This is a genomic window from Pantoea sp. DY-15 (assembly GCF_019795935.1).
Taxonomy (GTDB): Bacteria; Pseudomonadota; Gammaproteobacteria; order Enterobacterales; family Enterobacteriaceae; genus Pantoea; species Pantoea leporis.
Genome location: NZ_JAIMIF010000001.1, coordinates 276,678 through 301,417, shown reverse-complemented (window position 1 = coordinate 301,417; position 24,740 = coordinate 276,678). Strand labels below are relative to the sequence as shown.

The 24,740-nt window shown below is 53.5% G+C and carries 25 protein-coding genes; 11 read left to right on the top strand and 14 right to left on the bottom strand.

Annotation, left to right across the window (positions count from 1 at the left end):
• Positions 1-7 precede the first annotated feature (7 nt).
• From ybeD to K5Y32_RS01460, 4 genes are all read left to right on the top strand, one after another.
• Entirely contained in the window at positions 8-271 is a 264-nt protein-coding gene (ybeD, locus tag K5Y32_RS01475) for a DUF493 family protein YbeD (protein ID WP_176971362.1), read from the top strand.
• Between the two features lie 69 nt (positions 272-340).
• Positions 341-991 (top strand): lipoyl(octanoyl) transferase LipB, encoded by a 651-nt coding sequence (lipB, locus tag K5Y32_RS01470; protein ID WP_222181623.1) that lies wholly within the window; start codon positions 341-343, stop codon positions 989-991.
• Between the two features lie 176 nt (positions 992-1,167).
• Positions 1,168-2,133: a lipoyl synthase gene (gene lipA / locus K5Y32_RS01465; RefSeq protein WP_101763255.1), complete on the top strand. Its 966-nt coding sequence runs from the start codon at positions 1,168-1,170 to the stop codon at positions 2,131-2,133.
• A gap of 148 nt (positions 2,134-2,281) precedes the next feature.
• Positions 2,282-3,328: a hypothetical protein gene (locus K5Y32_RS01460; protein WP_222181622.1), complete on the top strand. Its 1,047-nt coding sequence runs from the start codon at positions 2,282-2,284 to the stop codon at positions 3,326-3,328.
• An 89-nt stretch (positions 3,329-3,417) separates the two neighbouring features.
• Here K5Y32_RS01460 and tatE read toward each other — a convergent pair whose 3' ends face one another.
• The 6 genes from tatE to K5Y32_RS01430 all read right to left on the bottom strand — a co-directional run bounded on the left by tatE (position 3,418) and on the right by K5Y32_RS01430 (position 8,106).
• Positions 3,418-3,621 carry a twin-arginine translocase subunit TatE gene (gene tatE / locus K5Y32_RS01455; protein WP_064740541.1) on the bottom strand — a complete coding sequence of 68 codons (204 nt, stop codon included), beginning with the start codon at positions 3,619-3,621 and terminating at the stop codon, positions 3,418-3,420.
• A 98-nt stretch (positions 3,622-3,719) separates the two neighbouring features.
• Entirely contained in the window at positions 3,720-4,490 is a 771-nt protein-coding gene (locus K5Y32_RS01450; RefSeq protein WP_255602308.1) for an amino acid ABC transporter ATP-binding protein, read from the bottom strand.
• Positions 4,487-5,446 carry an amino acid ABC transporter permease gene (locus tag K5Y32_RS01445; protein WP_222181621.1) on the bottom strand — a complete coding sequence of 320 codons (960 nt, stop codon included), beginning with the start codon at positions 5,444-5,446 and terminating at the stop codon, positions 4,487-4,489. The genes K5Y32_RS01450 and K5Y32_RS01445 overlap by 4 nt, the downstream gene beginning before the upstream one ends.
• On the bottom strand, positions 5,443-6,330 hold the full coding sequence (locus K5Y32_RS01440; protein WP_222181620.1) for an ABC transporter substrate-binding protein: 888 nt from the start codon (positions 6,328-6,330) through the stop codon (positions 5,443-5,445). Before K5Y32_RS01440 ends, K5Y32_RS01445 begins: the two co-directional genes overlap by 4 nt.
• 19 nt (positions 6,331-6,349) lie before the next feature.
• Positions 6,350-7,144 carry a deaminated glutathione amidase gene (locus K5Y32_RS01435; RefSeq protein WP_222182860.1) on the bottom strand — a complete coding sequence of 265 codons (795 nt, stop codon included), beginning with the start codon at positions 7,142-7,144 and terminating at the stop codon, positions 6,350-6,352.
• Between the two features lie 2 nt (positions 7,145-7,146).
• Positions 7,147-8,106, bottom strand: a complete 960-nt coding sequence (locus K5Y32_RS01430; protein ID WP_222181619.1) for an ABC transporter substrate-binding protein — start codon at positions 8,104-8,106, stop codon at positions 7,147-7,149.
• A gap of 137 nt (positions 8,107-8,243) precedes the next feature.
• Between K5Y32_RS01430 and K5Y32_RS01425 the strand changes: the two genes are divergently transcribed.
• Positions 8,244-9,599: a PLP-dependent aminotransferase family protein gene (locus K5Y32_RS01425; protein WP_222181618.1), complete on the top strand. Its 1,356-nt coding sequence runs from the start codon at positions 8,244-8,246 to the stop codon at positions 9,597-9,599.
• On the opposite strand, the gene K5Y32_RS01420 is transcribed toward K5Y32_RS01425, so the two are convergent.
• The 3 genes from K5Y32_RS01420 to pagP form a co-directional block, all read right to left on the bottom strand.
• A complete protein-coding gene (locus tag K5Y32_RS01420; protein WP_222181617.1) occupies positions 9,583-10,008 on the bottom strand; it encodes a GNAT family N-acetyltransferase in 426 nt (141 codons plus the stop codon). The genes K5Y32_RS01425 and K5Y32_RS01420 overlap by 17 nt on opposite strands.
• A 195-nt stretch (positions 10,009-10,203) precedes the next feature.
• Positions 10,204-10,413, bottom strand: a complete 210-nt coding sequence (gene cspE / locus K5Y32_RS01415; protein ID WP_007890714.1) for a transcription antiterminator/RNA stability regulator CspE — start codon at positions 10,411-10,413, stop codon at positions 10,204-10,206.
• 150 nt (positions 10,414-10,563) lie between these two features.
• Positions 10,564-11,136 (bottom strand): lipid IV(A) palmitoyltransferase PagP, encoded by a 573-nt coding sequence (pagP, locus tag K5Y32_RS01410; protein ID WP_370635084.1) that lies wholly within the window; start codon positions 11,134-11,136, stop codon positions 10,564-10,566.
• 947 nt (positions 11,137-12,083) lie between these two features.
• Here pagP and K5Y32_RS01405 point away from each other — a divergent pair.
• The gene (locus tag K5Y32_RS01405) at positions 12,084-12,329 is read left to right on the top strand and encodes a hypothetical protein (protein ID WP_101763266.1); all 246 of its coding nucleotides are present in this window, start codon (positions 12,084-12,086) and stop codon (positions 12,327-12,329) included.
• A 106-nt stretch (positions 12,330-12,435) separates the two neighbouring features.
• Positions 12,436-13,518 carry a malate/lactate/ureidoglycolate dehydrogenase gene (locus tag K5Y32_RS01400; protein ID WP_222181616.1) on the top strand — a complete coding sequence of 361 codons (1,083 nt, stop codon included), beginning with the start codon at positions 12,436-12,438 and terminating at the stop codon, positions 13,516-13,518.
• A gap of 39 nt (positions 13,519-13,557) precedes the next feature.
• Here K5Y32_RS01400 and gntT read toward each other — a convergent pair whose 3' ends face one another.
• Entirely contained in the window at positions 13,558-14,874 is a 1,317-nt protein-coding gene (gntT, locus tag K5Y32_RS01395) for a gluconate transporter (RefSeq protein WP_222181615.1), read from the bottom strand.
• Positions 14,875-15,157: 283 nt separating this feature from the next.
• On the opposite strand from gntT, the gene K5Y32_RS01390 reads away from it, so the two are divergent.
• On the top strand, positions 15,158-16,309 hold the full coding sequence (locus tag K5Y32_RS01390) for an iron-containing alcohol dehydrogenase (RefSeq protein WP_233501651.1): 1,152 nt from the start codon (positions 15,158-15,160) through the stop codon (positions 16,307-16,309).
• A gap of 31 nt (positions 16,310-16,340) precedes the next feature.
• On the opposite strand, the gene K5Y32_RS01385 is transcribed toward K5Y32_RS01390, so the two are convergent.
• A complete protein-coding gene (locus K5Y32_RS01385) occupies positions 16,341-18,269 on the bottom strand; it encodes a methyl-accepting chemotaxis protein (protein WP_192236650.1) in 1,929 nt (642 codons plus the stop codon).
• Positions 18,270-18,394: 125 nt separating this feature from the next.
• On the bottom strand, positions 18,395-19,222 hold the full coding sequence (locus K5Y32_RS01380; RefSeq protein WP_222181614.1) for a Cof-type HAD-IIB family hydrolase: 828 nt from the start codon (positions 19,220-19,222) through the stop codon (positions 18,395-18,397).
• Between the two features lie 149 nt (positions 19,223-19,371).
• Between K5Y32_RS01380 and K5Y32_RS01375 the strand changes: the two genes are divergently transcribed.
• Positions 19,372-21,357 carry a hypothetical protein gene (locus tag K5Y32_RS01375; protein ID WP_222181613.1) on the top strand — a complete coding sequence of 662 codons (1,986 nt, stop codon included), beginning with the start codon at positions 19,372-19,374 and terminating at the stop codon, positions 21,355-21,357.
• A gap of 58 nt (positions 21,358-21,415) precedes the next feature.
• On the opposite strand, the gene K5Y32_RS01370 is transcribed toward K5Y32_RS01375, so the two are convergent.
• Positions 21,416-21,901 (bottom strand): RcnB family protein, encoded by a 486-nt coding sequence (locus K5Y32_RS01370; RefSeq protein ID WP_222181612.1) that lies wholly within the window; start codon positions 21,899-21,901, stop codon positions 21,416-21,418.
• 761 nt (positions 21,902-22,662) lie between these two features.
• Between K5Y32_RS01370 and K5Y32_RS01365 the strand changes: the two genes are divergently transcribed.
• Positions 22,663-23,175 carry a DUF523 domain-containing protein gene (locus tag K5Y32_RS01365; RefSeq protein WP_222181611.1) on the top strand — a complete coding sequence of 171 codons (513 nt, stop codon included), beginning with the start codon at positions 22,663-22,665 and terminating at the stop codon, positions 23,173-23,175.
• Here K5Y32_RS01365 and K5Y32_RS01360 read toward each other — a convergent pair.
• Positions 23,127-23,366, bottom strand: coding sequence for a DUF1272 domain-containing protein (locus tag K5Y32_RS01360; RefSeq protein WP_222181610.1), 240 nt, complete (start codon positions 23,364-23,366; stop codon positions 23,127-23,129). The genes K5Y32_RS01365 and K5Y32_RS01360 overlap by 49 nt on opposite strands.
• 204 nt (positions 23,367-23,570) lie before the next feature.
• Between K5Y32_RS01360 and K5Y32_RS01355 the strand changes: the two genes are divergently transcribed.
• A complete protein-coding gene (locus K5Y32_RS01355) occupies positions 23,571-24,695 on the top strand; it encodes an AI-2E family transporter (RefSeq protein WP_176971344.1) in 1,125 nt (374 codons plus the stop codon).
• The last annotated feature ends 45 nt before the right edge of the window (positions 24,696-24,740 follow it).

The window sequence follows — 24,740 nt, the reverse complement described above, 5'->3', positions numbered from 1 at the left end:
TCAATGTATGAAAACCAAATTGAATGAACTGCTCGAATTCCCTACGCCTTTCACTTACAAAGTGATGGGTTTGGCGCAACCGGAGCTGGTTGATCAAGTGGTTGAAGTGGTGCAGCGCCACGCGCCAGGCGATTACAAACCGGACATCAAGCCAAGCAGCAAAGGCAACTATCACTCTGTTTCCATTACCATCATCGCCACCCACATTGAGCAGGTTGAAACCCTGTACGAAGAGCTGGGCAACATCGACATCGTGCGTATGGTGCTGTAATTCTGGCGCTGGCAAAGTCCGCTTTGCCAGCGTTATACTCTGCCTTCCACTCTTTACCGGATCTCTGCTTTGTCAGCTAATACGCTTCTTGTTCGTCAACTCGGCCAGCGCGATTGGCAACCCATCTCCGATGCGATGCATCACTTTACCGATCAACGCGACAGCAGCACTGCCGATGAAATCTGGCTGGTGGAACATCATCCAGTGTTTACCCAAGGCCAGGCAGGAAAAGCCGAACATCTGCTGATGCCGGGCGATATTCCGGTGTTACAAAGCGATCGCGGCGGCCAGGTAACCTATCACGGCCCCGGCCAACAAGTGATGTATGTGCTGATCGACGTGAAACGCCGCAAGATGGGCGTACGTGAGTTGGTGACGGCGCTGGAAGAAACGGTGATCGCCACGCTGGCCGACTATGGCATCAGCGCGCGTGCGCGACCGGATGCGCCGGGCGTGTATGTTGGCGATGACAAGATTTGTTCGCTGGGACTGCGCATTCGTAAAGGCTGCTCGTTTCACGGCCTGGCACTGAATGTGGCGATGGATTTAGCGCCGTTCCTGCGCATCAATCCGTGCGGATATGCCGGGATGCAAATGACGCAGCTTAGCCTGCTGCAGCCGGGCGTCACGCTGGCAGATGTGCAGCCGCGTCTGGTGCAGCATTTCGCCCGTTTAACCGGATTTACCCAACTGGAATGGCAAAGTGATGCCGCGGTCTGACCTTGACTGTACGTGCCTATTTACAAAATTGTAACTTTTGCACCGGCGAATCGGCTGCTTATGAGCAGACGAGATGATATAATTTTTGCCATATTTTCAAAAAAAGTTGAAAGCCTGGTTCTCAGTTTGAGTGAGGAAGCTTTCAAATCGCAATCCCGACCGGAACCTGCAGATTTATGAGTAAACCAATTCAGATGGAACGTGGCGTCAAGTATCGCGATGCCGACAAAATGGCGCTGATCCCGGTGAAAACCGTGATGGTTGAGCGTGAAGAAATTCTGCGTAAGCCGGAATGGATGAAGATCAAACTGCCTGCAGACTCCAGCCGCATCCAGGGCATCAAGGCCGCGATGCGTAAAAACGGTCTGCACTCGGTGTGTGAAGAAGCCTCCTGCCCTAATCTCGCAGAGTGTTTCAACCACGGTACCGCGACCTTTATGATCCTCGGCGCGATCTGTACCCGTCGCTGCCCATTCTGCGACGTGGCGCACGGCCGCCCGAATATGCCTGATGCTAACGAACCGCTGAAACTGGCACAAACCATCGCCGATATGGCACTGCGTTATGTGGTCATCACTTCTGTGGACCGTGATGACCTGCGCGACGGCGGTGCCCAGCACTTTGCTGACTGCATCAGCGCGATTCGCGAAAAAAGCCCAACCATTAAAATTGAAACATTGGTGCCGGACTTCCGTGGCCGTATGGATCGCGCGCTGGAAATCCTCACCGCGACGCCACCGGATGTGTTTAACCACAATCTGGAAAACGTGCCGCGCGTTTACCGTCAGGTACGTCCTGGCGCCAACTACGATTGGTCACTGAAATTGCTGGAGCGTTTCAAAGAAGCGCATCCGGATATCCCGACTAAATCGGGTTTGATGGTCGGTCTGGGCGAAACCAATGCTGAAATTATTGAAGTGATGCGCGATCTGCGTCGCCACGGTGTCACCATGCTGACACTGGGACAGTATTTGCAGCCGAGCCGTCACCACTTGCCGGTGCAGCGCTACGTTAGCCCGGCCGAGTTTGACGAAATGAAAGAAGAAGCAATGGCGATGGGCTTCACCCATGCCGCCTGCGGCCCGTTTGTGCGCTCCTCTTATCACGCCGATATGCAGGCCAAAGGTCTGGAAGTTAAGTAATATTCTGCGCGATTGTGTGCTAATCCGGGCGCAATCGCAAAAATCCCCCGTAGCAACTTAATCTTTATAGCAAACCTGACGCTTTAACCGCTGAGGCCGTAAGAGCCTATTTCGCTTTTTCTCAGTGTATTTTTTTGAAGGTCAGATTATGCAAACTTCCTTTCATAGAGAGGCGCTCGATGTATTTCGAGCACCGGATGTGTCAGGTCCATCCTCCGAAGCGCGGCACTATAGCGCATCAGAAGAGAGCCTGGAGGCGCTAAAAACGCGCACCACGCCGAAAGACATCACCAATCCCTATACGTCATCGCACGCGTCCTGTGCGAATGCGTTTATCGCTACTGCCATCAGCATTGAGCATCGTTACAACGAGATGGATCTGCAGCTGCCGCTTCCTGAAAAGGAGTGGGTTAATGCGGAAGCGCCGCTGGCTCAGCCGGCAGTGGCAATCTCGCCAACAAGCGAGCCGATCCCGAGCATGCACGTGGCACATTCATTGATTGCAGATGATGCAGAAAACCAATGGAACTTCGAGTTGCTGGAAAAGGATTTTGCGCTGCCCGTTTCATCAAGCTGGGCAGGAGAATCCAACCCGCAATCTGTTGATGTGGCGATACATGAGCTGTTGGCTTTGCCTGAACAGCCTGCCAGCCAACCGTCATCGGTGATCACGATCACGACGATTGCGGCAGCCGAGAGCGAGATAACCATCAATGGCGATACCCAGGATGAAAACGGCGCTGCCGTATTCAGTGGTGACGCGCCTGCCGGTTCAACGTTGCGTTTTTACATTGACGATGTGCTGCTTGGCAGCCAGGCGATAGCGTATAACGGCCAATGGCAATTTGCACTGCCGGCGGATTTGCCCGCCGCTCAGCATACCTTCAGTGCCATGCCCATCAGTGCGCAGGGTGTTGCTGGCAACAAAGTCGATTGGGTATTTATCATCGAACCTAAACCGAGCATCATTCTGCTGCCAATCGAAGACAGTGCATTAGATATGATTGATGTGGCGTTAATCGACTGGGTCGCTCCAGCGGATGAAACGCCAGTGTCGCTATTGCCGCTGGTCTTAACTGACCTGATGTTCGATGACTGGCAAACCCAGGATGGCATCAGCGTGTATCCCGCAGTGGGTCACACCAACTTGTTTGAATTACACGAACAGGATGTTGCCAGCATTGCCTGGCACTAAGATGCAAAAAAACAAAAACCAGACTGGAGACAGTCTGGTTTTTTATCAACGTAATAAATATTTACACTTATTGACGTTCGGCGCAGAGATTACTCTTTGTGGCTGACACGTTCAGCAGGCACTTCTTCAGCGCTGCTTTTGGATGCGCCGGATTCATCATCTTTCATGGCTTTTTTGAAGCCTTTGATTGCGGAACCCAGATCGCCACCCAGTGAACGTAACTTATTGGTGCCAAAAAGCAGTACGATGAGCGCACCGATGATCAGCAGTTTGGCAATACTGATACCTTCCATAATTTACCTTTCAACCAATGTGAAAAACGGACCTGACTATTAACGCGCAGTTTATAGACGGCCTCAACTGCAATCTGTAACAGAGTGAGACCGCCTGCTCAGATAAAGCGGCTGAGAAATGCCTGCGTACGCGGATGTTGCGGGTTACCAATCAACTGCTCCGGACTGCCCTGCTCCACTACCACGCCGCCATCCATAAACACCACGCGATCGGCCGCCTCACGCGCGAAACCAATTTCATGGGTGACGACAATCATGGTCAGCCCTTGATCGGCTAAGGTGCGCATGGTGGTCAGCACTTCACCGACTAACTCCGGATCGAGTGCCGAAGTGGGTTCATCGAACAGCATCAGCGCCGGTTTAATCGCCAGCGCACGCGCAATCGCCACACGCTGCTGCTGACCACCGGACAGATGACGCGGCCAGGCATCGGCTTTGTCACTCAATCCCACGGTCGCCAGCAGTTCACGCGCATGCTTGAGCGCATCCTGGCGTGCAAACTTGTGCACACCGATCGGCGCTTCAATAATGTTTTGCAGCACCGTCATGTGCGGATAAAGATTGAACTGCTGAAACACCATGCCGATTTTCTGGCGCTGATGAGCAATTTTACGCGCCGACAGGCGATGCAGAATACCGCGTTTCAGTTCATAACCGATCTGATCGTCACCCACCATAATCGAACCGGCGTTCATGTCTTCCAGATGGTTAATGCAGCGTAAAAAGGTGGATTTACCCGAACCTGATGGCCCGAGAATCACCACTACTTCACCGGGAAACACATCGAGATCGATGCCTTTCAGCACTTCATTGTCACCATAACTCTTCTGCACATTACGCGCGCGCACCAGCGGCTGAACTTCACTCATACATCCTCCTTCAGACGGTGCGCGATGGCTGGCGCGGCTTCGTTAGCGGCAACGCGTCGTTTGTTCACCACCGTGCGGGTGGTGCCGCGTGCGTAGTAACGCTCGATGGCGGACTGACCAAGGTTGAGAATCGAGGTGATAAGCAGATACCAGATCACCGCGACCATCAGCATCGGGATAATTTCAAAGGTGCGGTTATAAACGGCCTGCACCGAGTACAACAGATCGCCCATAGCGATCACACTCACCAGCGAGGTCGCTTTGATCATGCTGATCAGCTGGTTGCCGGTAGGCGGAATGATCGAACGCATCGCCTGTGGAATGATCACGCGACGCAGCGCACGACTGCGGCTCATGCCAAACGCCTGGGTGGTTTCAACCTGACCGTTATCCACTGACAGCAAGCCAGCGCGAATGATCTCGGCCATATAGGCGGCTTCATTGAGCGCCAGTCCGGCAATTGCTGCGGTCAGTGGCGTAATCAGATCGTTGGTATTCCAGCTGGCAAAAGTGATATCCGTCCACGGAAGAGTGATCGCAATCGTGGGAAACAGCGTCGACAGGTTGTACCAAAAGATCAGCTGTACCAGCAGCGGCGTACCACGGAAAAACCAGATGTAGAGCGACGATAAGCCGCTGAGCAATTTGTTTTCCGAGAGACGCCACACGCCCAGCAACAGCCCAAGCAGCGTGCCGAGAATCATCGACACCACCGTCAAGCCGAGGGTGACCTGCAGGCCTTTCATCACCGAACCTTCGGTGAACCACTGCAGCACCACGTTCCACTCGAAATTGGGGTTGGTTGCCACCAGCCAGAGGAAGTTCGCGGCAATAACCAGCACCAAAATCCATGAGATCCAGCGCCCATAAGTGGGCGCACTGCGGGCAAAAGCCACATCGCGCTGCTGCACGTCGGCCTTATCCCTGGCTCGCGAATTGTTGGTGACCGGACTCATTTTGCTGCCCCTTGCGCCAGGTTACGTCCCGGTTGCTGCAACACGTTGCCGTCTAATTTCCACTTCTTCATGATGGCCGCGTAAGTGCCGTTATTGAACAGCTCTTTGTACGCATCCAGCACCACGTTGCCGAGTTCAGAACCCTTGGGTACCACGGTGCCCTGGAAAATGTCGCCAAAACCGTTTTTCTTGCCTTTGCCCGACAGCTCCAGCTGACCATTGGCCTGTTCGATGAAGTAAGTCAGCGGCGCCTGTGACGAGAAGAAGGCGTCGGAACGTTTTGAGCGCACGGCTAAAATCGACGATGGCTGATCGGTAAAGGATTGCACCACCACCGCCGGTTTACCCGCCGCGACACAGGCATCGGACTGCTTGCGAATCACCTGTTCCGCCGAACCGGCCGCCATCACCGCAATGCGTTTACCGCAGGTATCTTCCAGACCGTTAATCTTCGAGGGATTGCCTTTCTGCACGCCAAACACCACGAACTCCTGCACGAAGTCGATAAAATCGACCTTCTGCTGCCGGTCCGGATAATCCCCTATCGGGCCAATCGCCATCTGGTAGCGACCAGAATTAATGCCGGTGAGCACGCCCGATAAACCGCTGACGGTGGCATGTTCAATCTTCACACCCAGCAACTGTGCCAGCGCTGCGGTGAGATCGGCGGAGGCGCCATCCATTGAGTGCGGACCGTTAACGATCTCATACGGAGGAAAAGAGCCGTTGTTTACCGAGATCATTTTGCCGCTGCTTTTGATTTCTGCAGGCAGACGATCGTGTAGTGCCTGATCCACTTTTTGCGTAGGAATAGCGTCAGCCGCCTGAGCGAAACAGGCCGTCAGGCCCAATGACAGCGCGATGGCGGTAGCAATAGTTTTCATCAGTCAGATTCCCCAGCGATCAAAGTGGTTTAAGTTCGGGACGAGCAAAACAGCGATTTTCCAGCACCGGCAGTACGCTGCGCGCATACGCGATGCGCTGCGGATCGAGATCGGCAAACACCAGCGCGGCCGATTCCGGCGCTTTGGCAATCGCCACGCCCAACGGATCGATCACCAGACTGTTGCCGATATTGCGTGGCCCGCATTCGCCCACCGCCACCATGTAGCAGGTGTTTTCCAGCGCACGCGCGGTGGTCAGCAATTCCCAGTGCATCTCTTTCAGCGGGCCTTTCACCCACGCTGCCGGCAGCACCAGCACATCTGCGCCGTCGAGCACTAAGCGACGCGCCAGCTCCGGGAAGCGTACGTCGTAGCAGGTCATCAACCCGACTTTCATGCCCGCCACGTCAACCAGCGCTGGAATCTCGCGTCCCGGATTCACGCGCTGCGACTCCTGCATGGCGAAAGCATCGTAAAGGTGCAGCTTCACGTACTTGGCGATAATTTCACCGTTGCGAATGGCGATCAGCACGTTGAGCGCCTTCTGCCCTTCTGTCGGCACGTGCACGCTCATCATGGTGGTCAAATTATTGCCTTTACTGACCGCCAGCAGCTGCGTGACGAAAGGACCATCAAGTGGCTGCGCCGCTTTCAGCACCAGATCCGGATCGGCGATATCACGCGCCAGCACGCCTTCCGGCAGCACCAGCAGATCGGCGCCGCCCGCCAATGCCTGGTTCATCAGTCCGACGCAAATATCGGTGTTTTCCTGCCATTCGCGGCTGACGGCAAATTGCCCCATTGCTACTTTCATCATTATTCTCCTTGCGCCGCAGCCGGGAAAATCGCTTCCGGCGTCAGCAATATTTGGGTTAGGCCTTGCTGGAACAGCTCATTCGCAAAGTCGGCAATCATCTTTTTGTTAACGGAAAATCCGTTTTGATTCCAGTTGGTCGGTAATTCCTGCGCAGTGCGCCGCAAATCGTCCAGCAGCCACGGCGTGGTGTCAGCGTATTTCTCGCGCTTCTTCATCCACATCTGGTACGAACGATCGATGATGTCGCTCAGCGCCTGAGGCAGCCACGGATGCGCCTCGGCTATGGCGGGCTTCAGTGCCAGTAAGTGAATGCCCGGCACATAACCGACGCGATTAAAGTAGTCACGCTCGGCAGCGGCAAAATCCACCTGCAGCTGGCGCAAACCCGAATCGGCGAGGAAAAAACCTTCCGGCATAAAAGGGGTAAAGACAGCATCCAGCTCGCCCGCTTTCAGCAGCTCGATCAGTGGACGTTCTCCTGGCGCCGGTTCAATACGCCCCGGACGACCAAAACCGGCCAGACGATCGACAATCGGGTGATCCTCGGTCAAACGACCGGCAAACCAGTACGCATCATCAATCTCCACGCCCGCTTCACGCAGCACGGTGCGCGTCCAGGTGTTGCCCGAATCCTGCCAGCCGGTAACGCCGATCTTTTTACCTTTCAGCTGCGCTGGCGTGGTAATCGGGCTGTCGCTGCGCGTGATGATGCAGCGCTGGCGGAAACCGCGCATCAGGAAATGTGGCAGGCCCAGCAGCGAAGTGTCACCTTTTGCCCGAGCCTGAGCAAAGCGGCTAAACGACACTTCACCGGCATCGTATTTATCGCTGGTGGCGAGGTTATCCACCAGCGTGCCAACGCGATCGATCTCCAGCGTGAAACCCTCCGGCTTGATATCGCCAAGTGCCAGCGGTGTGAAGTAATCCCAGTCACGTACCGCCAGTCTGATGGTTACCATAGTTTTGCCTTCCCCGTCTGTTCTGCCAGCCCTGCGGCTGTGATTATTTATGCAGCAAATAGTGCTTGAATTTGAGTCTAAATCGCGAATACTAATCTGAACAATCTATTATTTGTTACTGAACAAAGGATTTTCTTATGACGCAAAGTGTGGATTTGGAGTGGCTCAGCCAGCAGATCACGGATGCTTCGGTGAAAGGCATCACGCATGCGGCATCCACGCTAATTCGCGATGGGCAGATTGCAGTGGGCATGCAAATGCCGGCGGTGCGTGAGTTGGCTGAGCGATTGGGCGTGAGTCCGGCAACCATATCCGCTGCCTGGGCGCAACTGAAGAAGCAGAAAGTGCTGGCGGGGAAAGGTCGCAGCGGCGTGTGGGTGAGCGGCAACAGCGTTATGCCGCGTCCGATTCGCTTCGAGAAGATCGGCAATTACGGCGAGAATGTTCAGGCATCACTGGCGATGGCCGCACCGGACCCAACGCTGTTGCCGGATCTGCGTCAGGCGATGCTGGCTGGCATTGCGTCGCCGCAACTGAATAGCTATCAGCGCGAGGCGATTTCACCGCAATTGCAGGATGCCGTGACGCCGCGCTGGCCCTATCCCGCTGAAGCCTGGCTGGCAACCGACGGCGGCTTCGATGCCATGAACTTGATCGTGCAGACGTTGCTGTCACCGGGCGATCGTGTGGTGATCGAAGATCCTACCGCCACACGATTACTGGATATTTTAGACAACATTGGCGCTGAAATTCTGCCATTACCGTGCGATGAGCAAGGTCCGATTCCCTCGGCGCTGACCACGCTGATGCAGAAATCTCCGGCGATGTTTATCTATCAACCGCGCACCCATTCCGCTACCGGACATAGCGTGAGCCAGCGTCGCAGTGCAGAGCTGGCGCGTGTGCTGGCGAACAGCAGCACCATCATTGTGGAAGATGATGGCATTGGCGATCTGTCGCGCTGGCCGGTATTCAGCCTCGGTTTCCACTATCCCGAACGCGTGCTGCATGTGCACTCGTTTTCCAAAGCTTATGGGCCGGATTTGCGGCTGGCGGTGTTATCAGGCACCGCAGAAATGGTAAAGCGACTGCAAGCGTGGCGTAACTTTGGCGTGAGCTGGACCAGCCGTATTTTGCAGGATGCCGTGGCGTGGATGCTCAATGATGAAGAGACTCAGCAGCGGATTCAGCAGGCCAAAGCCACCTATGCGCAGCGTCGCCAGCAGTTACTGGCCGCACTGGCGAAACGCGGTCTGGTGCTTGAAGAGCGCGATGGATTGAGCGTGTGGATTCCGGTCGAATCGGAGCAGTACGCGATGATTACGCTGGCCGCTCGAGGTATCGCCGTGCTGCCCGGTGAACGCTGTAGCATTAGCAGCCGGCAATTTATTCGCGTTAGCGCGGCGCTGCTGCCTGTTTCACAACTCGACAGCATCGCTGATGCCATCGTGATAGCCAGCGGACGCGAGCTTAATCTTAACCCAGAGCTTTAATGTGATAGCGCGGTGATTCCACATAGCCTTCGCGCGCATAGAACTGGTTGGCTTTGAGGCGCGATGAGTGGCAGTGCACTTCCATACGGTCGCAACCGCGTGACCGCGCCAGCTGTTCGGCGTGGTTCAATAACTGCTGCCCGCTGCCTTTGCTACGCTCACCTTCGGCAATACAGAAGTAGCTGATGCGGGCAAAATCGCCGGCCAATGCCAGCTGCGGAATAAAGTGCAACGAGAGAAAACCCAGCACCTGATTGCCGTGTTCAGCGACCAACAAAACTTCATCGGGATGATGAATAAGCTGCGCCAAACGCGTATCGATAAATCCTTCCGTCGCGCTATAACCTAATTCGGTTAACAATGCGCTCAACGCAAAACTGTCTTTTGCCTGTGCCTGACGTATGTTCATCCTGCCTCCTCATTTTCCCTGAGCAGTTATATAGCGTTGCCGGGCAAAAATCTGCAAGTAAGCATTGTTGTGGCTATGTTACGGAAGTTATCTGTGAGATGTGCCGCAGAATCTATCTTCAGACAAAGCAGCTAGCTGATTGAAGAACAAAAAAAACCCGCCAGAAGGCGGGTTTTCAGAATTCGAACTGTTAAATTACAGTGCGATAACGTTAGCAGCTGATGGGCCTTTAGCACCGTCAGTGATTTCGAACTCAACGCGCTGACCTTCAGCCAGAGTTTTGAAACCGTTGCTGTTGATTGCAGAGAAATGTACGAATACATCTTTGCTGCCATCTTCTGGAGTAATGAAACCGAAGCCTTTCGACTCATTAAACCACTTTACGTTACCTTTGATCTTAGACATCTATATTACCTTTACATGAAAAAAGGACACTAAACTGTGTCGACGTCTAGTACAGCAATTGCGGTGACATTTGTCCAGTGCGATTTGATGAAAAAGTAATAAATATTGATTTTTTGCATGCCGATCACACTTTCTGCACGCCGCTAACGGTTAAAACTCAAATCTCAGCCAGGCAAAATAGACATTGCCATTATTGTAAGTGCCGGGAATATAAGTCATTTGGAAAGTGGCTGGACCATATCCAATTGATGCTAAAGGCAATATCAGCGGAACCGGGATGTAGCGCCAGTTATCACGTGCCGTTACACCCGCCGTGTATCCGGCGCCCAAATGAAAGTTCTGATCGCTAAGCGGTCGCCAGGTCGCTTCCCAACCGTAACCGCCAATCGGCTCCCATTTGTTAAAGGAGTCCTTGAACGCCATCAGGTACAAACCGTGCCAGTTGCCTTTCTCATCCCAGCGCGAAACGCCCGCACCTGCGCCCCACGGACGTTCATTGTACTTATCGATGTGTTCATCATCGTAAGTCCAACGGTTATGCCAGGTAATCGCTGGCAGATAAAAATCATAATTCTGCGGTTGCGACCAGGTTTGCGACACGTTGTCACTAAAGGTGTTCCAGCCTGATTTGATGGCTTGTGAAGTTGTTACCGCTGATGCCGAAAACGAGACCGATGAGGTCAAAATGCAGCCTAACAAAGCTGCAGAAAAGTGCCGATTCACAACGTAATTTCCTGTTAATTCGTGCTGAAAAAATGCACTACCCTGAGGTAAATTTTTCAGATTCTTGTACGACGCATTCCTAAGTAATCGCCAAAAGAATATTAAAAAACAGGCTTAATATCTCCAGGCTAATTCTCGGTTGACGGCGAATTTTACCTCATGCGGAACGTGAAATTGAAACGCCGGATAAACGGAAAGGTATTACTGAGGGATGTACACAAAGTGCAATCATGTTGTGAGGATGACGGCAAGCAATAAGATAGCTTTCAGTGACTTAGTGCCAACTATTCACGCACGGAATAAATTAACAAAATTTATCAATTGAACTCGCCCTACGAATAAGATAAATCTCGATACTCCAGGACGGAGATGGGGAAAAAACTGACATGACTATTCGTTGTAGCCGCTGCGGTTGCACTAAATTTTTTTACACCTTAACGGACTGCAAACAGGTCGATGCAATAAATCATCATGGTGCCTGCTGCGCGCAGTGTCAGAAACCGTTGACGCTGGGCGATCTCATCCTGCCGATTGCGTCTTTTAATGACAGCGAAAAATCCTATGCTGAATAAAAAATTCAGGCACCCGCAGGTGCCTGTTGTTGTCAGAAAATCAGTTTAAAGACGCCTGTTAGTGTCAGTAACCCAACGATGAAGATGATGGCGATAACCCACAGAATTATTTTCATTGTTCGCTCCTTCAAGTATGAAAAATAACGTGTCTGCTTACCAGTATAGATGATCATTCTGCTTTCGCTGGGCGCTGCGAGAGTGGTCACAACCCTTGGCTATCGTTTCGCTTAATGCCGATTTAATTCTGCGAGACGGGTCGCAGCCTGCGATTTTCCCTCTCCTTGATTCCGCACTCAGCGCCTGTCCGCAGTCTAAACTTATAGCGCCTGAAGAGGCCTCGATTGTTATCAATGCCGACGTAACAAGGAGATTCTTATGAGCACGATTAATACCAGCATGGGGCGTTATAGCCTTAAGGCAAAGGATTACGGCAACCACATCAGCGGCAGTATTGCGATTAATGATGAAGGTGGCACGCAACTCACCCTGCAGGAATTTGAAGAGCACTATCTTGACGATGTCGTCAACAATGTCATTTATCCGATCACCGGCGGGAACCGTGAAATTACCCGCGCGCTGCGCGATCAGATGGTCAAAGCGGGCTTTGAACAGCCGCACTGAGTTTTTGGGCCACACGTTGTGGCCCTTTACTTCTTATCATTGACTTGCGGTTATTACTGGTTTCGGCACAGGATGCATGATTGTTCATGATAAGGAGATTGACCGTATGAGTACTCTGCATCTTATTCCCCCTTCTCGCCTTCATCAGTTTGTTCAAGCCATTTGGTTACATGCTGGCAGCAGCGCCGAAGAAGCGCGCCTGGTCGCCGACCATTTGGTGGCCGCGAATCTGGCGGGTCACGATTCACACGGCGTTGGCATGATTCCGAGCTACATGAAATCGCTGGCACAGGGCTTTTTGCAACTCAACCAACATGCCAGCATTGCAAAAGACGCCGGCGCGGTGCTGACGCTACACGGGCACAACGGTTTTGGTCAGGTGGCGGCCTTTGAGGCGATGCAACTCGGTATTGAGCGCGCAGCCAGGTTAGGTATTGCGGCGGTTGGTTTACACCATTCGCACCACATTGGTCGCATCGGCCATTGGGCAGAACAGTGTGCGGCCGCCGGTTTTGTCTCGTTCCATTTTGTTAACGTGATGGGCGATCCGATGGTCGCGCCGTTTAACGGTAGCGATCGTCGTTTTGGCACTAATCCTTTTTGCGCCATTTTCCCGCGCCGCAATGCCAAACCGCTGCTGCTCGATTTCGCCACCAGCGGCATCGCCTTTGGTAAAACGCGAGTGGCGTGGAATAAAGAGCAGCAGGTCGCGCCAGGTTATCTGATTGATCATCAAGGCCAGCCGACCACCGAACCGGGCGTGATGCATCAGGCGCCGTATGGTTCACTGATGCCGTTTGGTCTGCACAAAGGCTATGCGCTGGCAACCATGTGTGAAATTCTCGGCGGCGCGCTGTCGGGCGGCCGCACCACGCATGATGACACGCTGGTCACCAGCCACGATGCCATTTTCAACTGCATGACCACCATCATCGTGAATCCGGATGCGTTTGATGCGCCTGCGATGCAGGAAGAAGCGGAATCATTCCTGGATTGGGTGAAACAGTCGCCGCAAAGTGGCGAAGCACCGATTCAGGTGCCCGGCGAGTGGGAAGAGCAAAACCGCGTGGCACGTGAACGCGATGGCATTCCTCTCGACAGCAACAGCTGGGAGCAAATCTGTGACGCGGCGTTACAAGCGGGAATGCCGCAAGAGGAACTCGCGGCATTCCGCGCCTTAACGCAGTAAACCGCAAGCGGCTGAGGCGCAGTGCCTCAGCCTTGATACTTAGATGACGTTGGCGAGCATTAAGCAACCCAGCAAACCGCACACCGAAATAATGGTTTCCAGCGCCGACCATGAGCGGAAAGTTTCGCCGATGGTCAGGTTGAAATACTCCTTAAACAGCCAGAAGCCCGGATCGTTGACGTGAGAGAAAATCACGCTGCCGGAGCCGACCGCAATCACCATCAGTTCCGGACTGGCGCCGCTGGTGATGATCAACGGTGCGACAATGCCGCCTGCCGTAATCGCCGCCACGGTAGCGGAACCCAGCGCAATACGCAGCACCGCAGCAATCGACCACGCCATGAAGATCGGCGACAGATTGGTTTCATGCATCATGCTGGCGATATATTTATCGACGCCGCTGTCCACCAGCACCTGTTTGAACGCCCCGCCACCACCAATCACTAACAGCATCATGGCGATGATCTTGATCGAATCGGTGATGGTGCCCATCACGTCATCCATGCTGCGGCCACGGTTGAGACCAAAGGTGAAGATGGCGATCAGCACGGCAATCAAGGTTGCCATAATGGGGTCACCAAAGAACTCGGCATACGGCAACAACACGTGACCTTTCGGCAGCAGCATCTCCGCCACCGCGCGCAACGCCATCAGCACCACCGGCACCAATGCCGTCCAGACGCTGACGCCAAAGCCAGGCATCTCCGCTTCGGTAAAGGTTTTCGGATTCCACAAGCCTTCCGGGATCGGCTTATCAATGCCTTTCAGGAAGCGCGCATAAACCGGACCGGCAAGAATAACGGTTGGAATCCCCAGCAGCGTTCCGTACAGCAGCGTTTTCCCCATATCGGCGTTGAACAGCGTGGCGATCGCAGTTGGGCCCGGATGCGGTGGCAGGAAACCGTGTGTGACCGAGAGCGCGGCCGCCATCGGCACACCCACGTACAGCAGCGGCACGCGCGCGGAGGCGGCGATGCTGAACACCAACGGCAGCATCAGCACAAAGCCCACTTCGTAGAACAGCGCAAAGCCGACGGTGAAGCCGGTCAGCACCAGCGCCCACTGAATATGCTTCTCACCAAATTTAGCGATTAACGTGGTGGCGATTCGCTGCGCCCCGCCGCAATCCGCCAGCAGTTTACCCAGCATTGCGCCGAAGCCCATGATCAGCGCGAGGCTGCCCAACGTGCCGCCGACGCCGGTTTTAATCGAAACGATAACTTTGTTGACCGGCATGCCCTGCATCATGCCAACGGCCAGCGCCACCAGAATCAGCGCAATAAATCCGTTCAGTTTGAAACGAATCATCAGCAACAGCAGTAACGCTACGCCAATCGCCACATAGAGTAATGGCATAATTTTTCTCCACTTTTGCGCACGGTAAGTTACCGGCAGCGGTTTATTTTGGTTATCCCAGAGGACATGAGAATCAACAACGTGCACCACAGTAAACATCCTGCTGAGCAATGTTACGGGTATCATGTTAAGGGTAACATTGCGTACAAAGCACCTGGCGCCGCAGCGGAATTTCTGTTTTGCGAAGGTGATCAACTTTTTGCCAGCGGGTTATCAGAATGTTTGCAGCGGGAGTGTCATGGCTTATGGTTACACTTAGGTCTTTGAGCCAAACAAGAAGGACGTGCAGGTGAGTGAGAATCTGATCGAGTTGTACAGTAATCAACAAACCCTGTTTGGGCGCGGCAGCATTGACCAACTGATTCCGTTGCTGGCGGCCAATACCCAGCCGACGCTGCTGTTTTGCGGCCGCTCATTCCTGAATGGTCCGGCCTGGACGCGCTTAGGTGCCGCGCTCAACGATCACATCATCGGTTACGAGATTGTCAGCCATGAAGCCTCGCCAGATGAGATTGATGGCTGGGTGCGACGCTGGCGCGGCCATGTTGATCGCGTGGTGGCGATTGGTGGCGGCAGCGTGCTGGATGCGGCTAAAGCCTTTAGCGCGATGATGCAGCACCCGCTGAATACCGCGCGCTATCTGGAGAAAGTCGGTGATACGCCAGTGCAAGCGGTGACCTTGCCGCTGATCGCCATTCCCACCACGGCCGGCACCGGCAGCGAAGCCACGCAGAACGCAGTGGTGACCGATCAGCAGCATATTCAGGTCAAAGCGTCGCTGCGCCATCCGGTGTTTGTGCCGCAGGTCGCAATTCTCGATCCTGATCTGCTAAAAGGCGCGCCCGACAGCGTGCTGGCAACCTGCGCCATCGATGCCTTCACCCATCTTTTCGAAGCCTATCTGTCGCGCAAAGGCAATTTGTTCACCCAGCAAACTGCGCTTAATGGGCTGCGACTGTTCTTCCAGGCCTGGCCAGATTTAAACCGTGACGACGAGCGTGGAGATGCCGCGCGCGAAGCGATGATGATGGCGTCATGGTTGGGTGGCGTGTGTCTGAGCAGCGCCGGATTGGGCGTGATCCATGGCATTGCCGGTGAGTTGGGGGCGATCAAGCCGTTCCATCACGGCGAAGTGTGCGGACGTTTACTGTTCCCGTTCCTCGAGGTGCTGGCAGAAACCGAGCATGCTGAACAGCAACGTTTGATGGCGCAGTTCGGCCAACAGCTGCTGCCGGACGATCCCGCGCCGCCCGCGCTGGCGTTGAAAGCCTGGATCCAGCAGCAGGCGATCGTGCCGTTCTGGTTAGAGGGCCCAACGCTGTCAGCCACCGACGTTGACTGGATTGTGTCACGAGCTAACAGCAAAAACGGTTGGGTCAGCTACGACGCACCGACGTTAACCGAGATGATCGCCGCCGCCTGGCGCATCGTCTAAATGATAACGGGCAGCCGACGCTGCCCGATTTTTATTGCTCAGCCACTTTAAACATCGCCATCTCTTGCGCCAGCTGCGCCGCTTCATCACGCAGCGCCTGGGTATTTTCGGCGGTTTGCGTCACCAGCATCAGGTTTTGCTGAATACCGCGCTCCATTTGCGATACGGCCAGCGTCACTTCCGCGATACCTTTGCTCTGCTCATCACCGGCCACGCGCATCTCGCTGACTACCTGCTTCACTTTATGCACGTCGGAAACCAGTTGCGAAAGCTGCTGCCCCGCGCCTTCCACCAGTTTACTGCCGGCCAGCACGTTGCTATCGGAATCGGCAATCAGCGCTTTGATCTCCTGCGCCGCCGTGGCGCTGCGCTGGGCTAAGGCCCGCACTTCAGATGCCACCACCGCAAAACCACGCCCTTGCTCACCAGCGCGTGCCGCTTCCACCGCCGCATTCAGGGCAAGGATGTTGGTTTGAAACGCGATGCTGTCAATCACCGTCAGAATCTCCGCCACGCGGCGCGACGAGGATTGAATAGCGCCCATGGTGCTCACCACTTCGCCCATCACTTCGCTGCTGCTGCGGGCAATCTGCGCGGTCTGTTCGGCGGCAGCATCGGCCAGTCGGGTATTTTCAGCGTTTTGCTGCACGGTGGCGTTAAGCTGCTCCATCGCCGCCGCACTCTGCTCAAGCGCCGCAGCCTGCTCAGCGATTTTCTCCGACAGCGCGGTGTTGCTGTGCGCTAATCCCGATGCGTTGGCCGCCACCGTTTCGCCGCTGCCCTGCACGCGGGTAATCACGCCAGCGATCTTATCGACAAAGCTGTTGAACGCACCGGCAATATCCGCCAGCTCATCGCGCCCACTTTTGGTCAAACGGCGGGTCAAGTCGCCATCGCCATTGGCAATCTCATCCAGCGCCGCATGTGTAGCCTTCAGGCGCTGGCCGATGCGTTGGGTAAACGCCCAGGTTAACAGCAGCAGCACGATCATCGCCGGAATCAGGAAGGTGAAAATGTCGCGCATCATGGTACGCGCCAGGCCGCTGACGGCACTTTCCGGCGTTACCAGGCCAATCACCCAACCGGTGCCGGGCATGCGGAACAGCGTCACCTGCGCGCTGTTGTGCAAGTAGCCGTCTGCAAAATCCGACAGTTGTAATACATCGCCATCGCCCTTCAACTGGGTGATACGGGCGGCCAGCGGCGCCAGCCAGCTGGATTTTTCCGCCAGGCTGCTCAAGGTGGTGAGCGATTTCATATCCTGGCCTGGGTAATAGAGCAGATTGCCCGCGCTATCGAGCGCAAAGGCATAACCGCCCGTCACCTGCCCTTTCTGCTGCATAAAGCCCGCAAGATTATCCAGCTGCACATCCAGCGTTGCGACACCGGCAAACCGATCGCCCGCCGCATACGGCACGCTGCAGGTCACCATTTTCACACCGGAGACCGGATCCTGATAAACCTCCGACCAACCGCAACGATCGCGCGGTCCGTTACGCACCGCGCTGTACCAGCTTTCCTGTTGATAGCCGTTGCCCGCAGGCAGGTTGTAGTCATCGGAATAGGCCAGCGCGCCATCACCCTGTCGCGCCCAGAAGAAGCTACGACGTTGCACACCGGCGCTAAACGCATCGGGTTCCGGCCACACGCCGCCGCCGGCAATGGTTTTATTGCCGCTGCTGTTGATGATTTGTGGGAAGCTTTGCTGCCACAGCGTGGCATCGTGCGGCAACACTTCAGCAAGGCGCGCCATGCTGACGGCCTCGCCTTCAATGCGCACCAGCTGCTGATTTAATTGGCTGACCAGATTGCTACCGGCCTGCTCAATCAGCGTATGGCTGGCTTCGATGACGCGCGGCTGACCGCGCAACAACAGAACGGAAAATACGACTGCGGTGGTGACGCACAGTAATAGCAGGCCACCCAGCGTCATGCGGGCAGCCAAACGGGTTGGCAACATAATTTATCCTTTCTAACCGACTGCATTAACGATTGAGATAAGAAGTGCCGCTCAGCGGCGAATTGTGCGTTCCGTCACAATCGAATATCGGCAAAGCAAGGATTAAATTCAGCTAAAAATGACGATCAGATGACAAACGGCGGTTTACCGGCCAGCATCTGCTCAATCACCTGTAAAACGCCCTCGTCGTTATTACCCGGCGCTTCAAAGCGGGCCGCATCTTTGACCTTCTGCGGTGCATTCGCCATGGCAAAGCTGAAGCCAGACTGCTGCAGCATTTCGAGATCGTTACCGCCGTCGCCAAACACCAGAATTTCACTGCGTTCGATGCCCCAGCGTTTGCCCAGCAGATCGAGGCCGTGACCTTTATGGTTGCCCGGCACGATCAAATCCACCGATCCATGACCGCTGGACGTGGCGGCGGCCGCCCCCTGATGCAAACGCTCAATGTCCGCCATCAGCGGTTCCACGTAATCATCAGACAGATTCAGCGCGAACTTGAACAGCTTATCGCCCGCCACTTCATCGAGGCTGCGAATCGCCTTCAGGCGATGGCAATAGTGACGCATTTTCACCAGCCACTTTTCATCAAGGCCTTCGAAGTAGTACGCGCTGTCGCGTCCGCACAGGATGTAGCGCAGTTCGGGATAATTACCGTTGTGCAGCGTTTCCAGCACCGCATCAATATCCTGGCGGGAGAACTCGCCGCAGAATAACTCTTCATCACGATCGATAATCCACGCGCCGTTCTCCGCCACGAAGGCAATTTCGCTGGCGATCTCAGGGAAGAAGGATTTGAGTTGGTAATACTGGTTGCCGCTGGCTACCACAAACTTGATGCCGCGCTGCTTCATTTCCTGATAGCAGGCGTTAAAACGCGCGCGATTGTACTGTTTATTGTCGTCGAGAAAGGTGCCGTCTTTATCCACCGCCACCATTTTTACCGCTTTCATTGATGCTCCTTTTAGCATTGGAAATCATTTGTTGGGAGCTCAGCGCCCAGTAGATGGAATTGAGACAGTACTGCTAGAAAGTATTATCACATCAGGTAACAATCCTCTTTGCTTTATAGTTTAACCTATTGAAATAAGGGGTTTTTTACATGAAAAATACACGTTCAACTATGCATAATTCTATGGCTGGCAGTAGTTATTACATCGCCGAGTCGGCTAAGATGCAACCTCATGCCTGGCATCCACCGTTTATCGGCGTACCTGTTCAACCTACCATTGAAAAAATCCTGTCGGAAGAGCCCTTGAGAATGGAGGAGATTCCGCTTGAAGGCGGTTCATCCAGTAGCGGAAATCTCATTCTGACAGGCAGGGGACAACCTGGCTCAACGTTATTTATTTTTGATGGCGATAAATTTCTTGATGGCGTCTTTGTTAATAGTGTGGGTGAGTGGAGTTATAACCTGCACGCATTTGGACCGGGTCATCACCAGCTGAAAGTGATCGATGAAATATCGAAGGAAAGCTCAATTTCCGTGATTATCGATGTTCGTAATCCTGCCGCTGACACGCCGGTTACCCTTTCTTATGCTACTGACTATACGAATAATGATTTAGTGATGTTAAAGGACGGCGATACCATATCGAACAGCTCACCAAGATTCACTGGCTTGGCGAAAAAATTTGCCAATGTTTATATATTTGATAATGGCGAATTAATTGGCAGTGTTAAGGCTAATAAGATGGGCCAATGGTGGTTTAAGGCGGATTTAAAGGAGGGAGATCATAACTTTGGTTTTGGTTATTCTGCAGACACAATCAGTGCGTCATTCAATCTGCACATTGTGCGTGAGAATGAAGTAACGCCATTACCTGAACCCATCTTCGAAAAGATTCCGGATCTCGGCTTGGTGCCATTGCCGAAACCGATCCACGAACAGAATCCGGACTACGGCCTGGTGCCGCTGCCGAAACCGATCCACGAGCAGATTCCGGACTACGGCCTGGTGCCGCTGCCGAAACCAATCCACGAGCAGATTCCGGACTTCGGCCTGGTGCCACTGCCGAAACCGATCCACGAGCAAATTCCGGACTACGGCCTGGTGCCGCTGCCGAAACCGATCCACGAGCAGATTCCGGACTACGGCCTGGTACCGCTGCCGAAACCGATCCACGAGCAGAATCCGGACTACGGCCTGGTACCGCTGCCGAAACCGATCCACGAGCAGATTCCGGACTACGGCCTGGTGCCATTGCCAAAACCGATTCGTGATGAAAGCCGCGATCTCACACCGTTACCTGAACCGATTCCTAATCCCGCGATTTCACCGGTTGCCCCTACGCTGGAACATATTCAGGAAAGCTGGGGGAATATTACCAATCTGGATATTCACCAGGGAGCAACAGTGCATGATCCCTATTTGAGACTTTCGGGCGAGGCAACCCCTTTCACCGTTGTTGAAATCTATGACAATGGAAAATTAATGACGACTGCCGTAGTGACTGATATTGGGAAATGGTTCATTCATGATCTTAAATTTGGTAATGGCGAGCACGCTCTTACTGTGAAAAGCTCAGACGGTACATCAGAGTCATTTAACTTTGTTGTTGATCATAAGTCAGTAGGTATTTCTGCGGTAAGTGATGCGTATTTTGATTTACACCATTATGAAACTGACGGTGGAAACATCATTGGTAATGATTTGATCATCTTAGGATTTGGTACGCCTAATACGCAAGTTGAAGTCCTTGACGAACGCGGCCGCTCGCTCGGTCATGCGGGTATCAATGAGAGTGGACGATGGTATTTAAAAGCGCAAAAGTCACTCGCTGACGGAGAACATGTCCTGACTGTGCGCTCCAGCGATAAACACACCGACACCTTCAATATCACGATTGGTGAACCGTTAACCATTCAGGATGAGCCTTCTATGTACACCATTGATTCATTTGAATTATCGGCGACCGATCTCTTGAGCGATACACAACCTGCGCTACTCAATAACGAAGCTGAAGACTTGCCTGCAATCGCATCTCTGGAACATTCAGAGCTTATTCACAACGTTTCATCGATGGGCGGTGTGATGGCGTTTGTAGCGCAGGATAAACCAGAAGAATTGCAAACGTTCATCTATTGAACTCAGGCATGATCTCTCCATTGAAAAGGTGGCGCTCGCCACCTTTTTTTAGCAGCAATTAGTTGAAGGTGCCGTTGAGCAGAATCGCGGTGATGATGCCGGTTGCTGCGGCCACCAGCACGTAATTACCATCGATGTAAGCCCAATGTTCACCGCGCGGTGGCTCATACAGACCACGGTCGCGCCAGTCATCTACGCGATAGTGCGGACCACGAAACTCCGGCGGTGCCGGATAGCCGCGACGGAAATCATGGCCGCCCCAGGCGAAGCGATCGCCGCCACGATGTCCTTCCGGCATCCGATGGTCAGCGTAACGGTCGTGACGATCCGGGCCAGGGCCGCGATCGTGGTCACGGTCGTGATTATCACCGCGATTCGGTCCGCGGTCGCCGCCACGATCCGGTCCACGTCCGTGGTCCTGATGCTGGTCGCCGCCGTGCGACTGCCAGCGCTGGTCACCTGGGCCGTCTGCCCAAGAGACGCTGGAAAACAGTGTGCTGCATGCAATAAATGACGCAATAAGACTTAGTGTTGTTTTTTTCATGGTGTTGCCTCCAATGATAACGGCGGTTGCGGTGCCGTTGAGCATTACTATTTATTAAATGGAGACAGAAAAGCATTTCCAAAACTCTTAAAAACCGGATACTTACAGGAAATTACGTCAACTTATCACTTTCTTAACGATTGTGTATTTTCTGACATTAACTGGATCGAAGAGACGCATTAGCGTTTATTGCGGAGATTGCGGGAAATATAAAGAAAAACCCGATCGCAAGGATCGGGAGGATAATTCAATTTCCATAAATTGCATAAAGGGGTAAACCCTGCAAAAGTGAGGGTAAAACTGAAGCACACAACGCCACATCACTAGCATTGCCGGTAAACAATACCATTTAAAATTGAAAAATTCTTTTGAAAAGGGCTATTTTTCAGAAAAATACGTAAAAATTAATCGACCGAAGAAATAATATTTTGCGAAACGTTGTTTCAGGAAAAATAAGGTCTGTGCTCTGACCAGATTCACTATGACATAAATGCACCTGTCAAAAAGCAACATTAACGCTTTAATAAAAAAGTAAAATAACTTATAAAATCAATGAATTTACCTCATCTCTCGCTTTGCGAGCTGCATTTTACAATCTGACTTCAGTGTTATTCATCAATCGCTCGCCATTATTACGCTAAAATCCCTATCAGCCCCATTAATTCACGCCAGTGATTAATATCGCGCTTAATATATCCTCTGTTGCGCAACGCGTTAATACTGTGATCTCGACAGCGTCGTTATTTAAGGAAAACGTTTACATGGAAAGAATATTAGTCAGTGCCTGTCTGATGGGATACGCCGTGCGCTATAACGACAGCGATAAAGCGCTGATCTCAGACCTGCTGGCTCGCTGGCGCAGCGAGCAACGTCTAATCATCCATTGTCCCGAAATAGCTGCGGGCTTAAACACGCCACGATTACCCGCAGAAATTCACGGTGGCAGCGCAGAACAGGTATTATCTGGCGCGGCGCGTATTTTAGAATCGGATGGCCGCGATGTGACGCAGCATTACGTGCTGGCGGCGTGGTTAGCACTGCGCGCGGCGCAAGATGCGCACTGTCGCTTTGCCCTGCTCACCGACGGCAGTCCAACCTGCGGCAGCCAACGCATTTATGACGGCAGTTTTCGCGGTCAGCAGCAGCCCGGTCAGGGCGTCGCCGCGGCATTATTGCGCCAGCACGGCATTGAGGTGTTTGCCGAATCGCAGCTACCTGAGCTGATTCAGCGGGTCCCTGACGCCGATAAATGTCGTGTGGTCGATGCAGGATGACGCGCTAACGCCGCAGCAGGACGAATCGGTCGACGAACCAGTTCACCGCTGCAATTCGGGCAGCGCTGCGCCAGGATACCTTCCGCGCACGCCACACAGAACGTGCATTCAAATGAACAGATGCGCGCCTCAAGCGACTCCGGCGGCAGATCTTTATCGCAGCATTCGCAGTTAGGACGTAGTTCCAGCATGATTTCCTCCGGTGAGTTTCAGCCACCATCATCACCGTAATATTGCTGCCGCGCCAGCCAGTGAACAGACATCAGGCGGACAAATCGGGACATCCTATGTCTGCTCTCTTCACGAGCTTGAGCGAACCATCGATCCTAAAAACATTACTTTCCCCGTTAAGCGTTCTATAGTTCATTCGCCCTATCTACTGACGAGACTATGTAATGCGTATTAAAGGACTTAATTTAGGCTTCTTTATCGTTATTTTGGCGATCGTCACCTTCGCCTTTTTTGATGTGCTGACACCCTATTTTTCTGCCATTTTCTGGGCCGCGATTCTGGCGGTGATCTTCCATCCACTGAAGTCGCTGCTGCGCCGTAAAATGGGCGATCGTAACGGTCTGGCTTCGTTCGCTACGTTGCTGATTATCTGCCTGATTGTGTTCACGCCGCTGGCGCTGATCACCTCTTCGATGGTGGTTGAAGTTAACACCGTGTACACCAAGCTGCAGAACAACTCCGCGCAGTTCCCTGCGGTGTTTGCCGATCTGCTGCAGCATCTGCCTTCCTGGGCACGCAACTATCTCGCCGATAACAACCTGAACAACGCGCAAGAGATTCAGCAGAAGCTCTCTGGTTTTGCGCTGAAAGGCGGCCAGTACATGGCGGGCAGCGTATTTCTGATCGGTAAAGGCACGTTCACCTTTACCGTTGGCTTTGGCGTGATGCTCTATCTGCTGTTCTTCCTGCTGAAAGATGGCGCCTGGCTGGTGAATTTGATTCTGGAAGCGCTGCCGCTTTCAACCTACGTGAAACATCACCTGATGATGAAGTTCGCAGCGGTATCGCGCGCCACGGTCAAAGGCACGGTGGTGGTTGCGGTAGTACAAGGTGTGCTGGGCGGCATCGCCTTCTGGATCACCGGCATTGACGGCAGCTTGCTGTGGGGCACCTTGATGGCGTTCCTGTCGCTGATTCCGGCAGTTGGTTCTGCCATTGTCTGGGTACCGGCAACCATCTTCTTCTTCGCCACCAGCGCCATCTGGAAAGCGCTGTTCCTGATTGGCTTCTTCGTGGTGGTGGTTGGGCTGGTGGATAACATCCTACGTCCGCTGCTGGTCGGTAAAGACACCAAAATGCCGGACTATCTGATCCTGATCTCTACGCTGGGCGGCATGGAAGTGTACGGCATCAACGGCTTCGTGATTGGTCCGCTGATCGCCGCGCTGTTTATTGCCTGCTGGAATCTGCTCTCCGGTCGCGATAACCGTGAGAACTCTGAAGAGATCGACGAAGAGTTTATCGAAGAAGGTAAAACCCGCGAGGAAGAGGGCAAAATCCGCGAGTAAGCGTTTCAAACGGCTACCGTTTATCGGTAGCCGCATTCACGCATG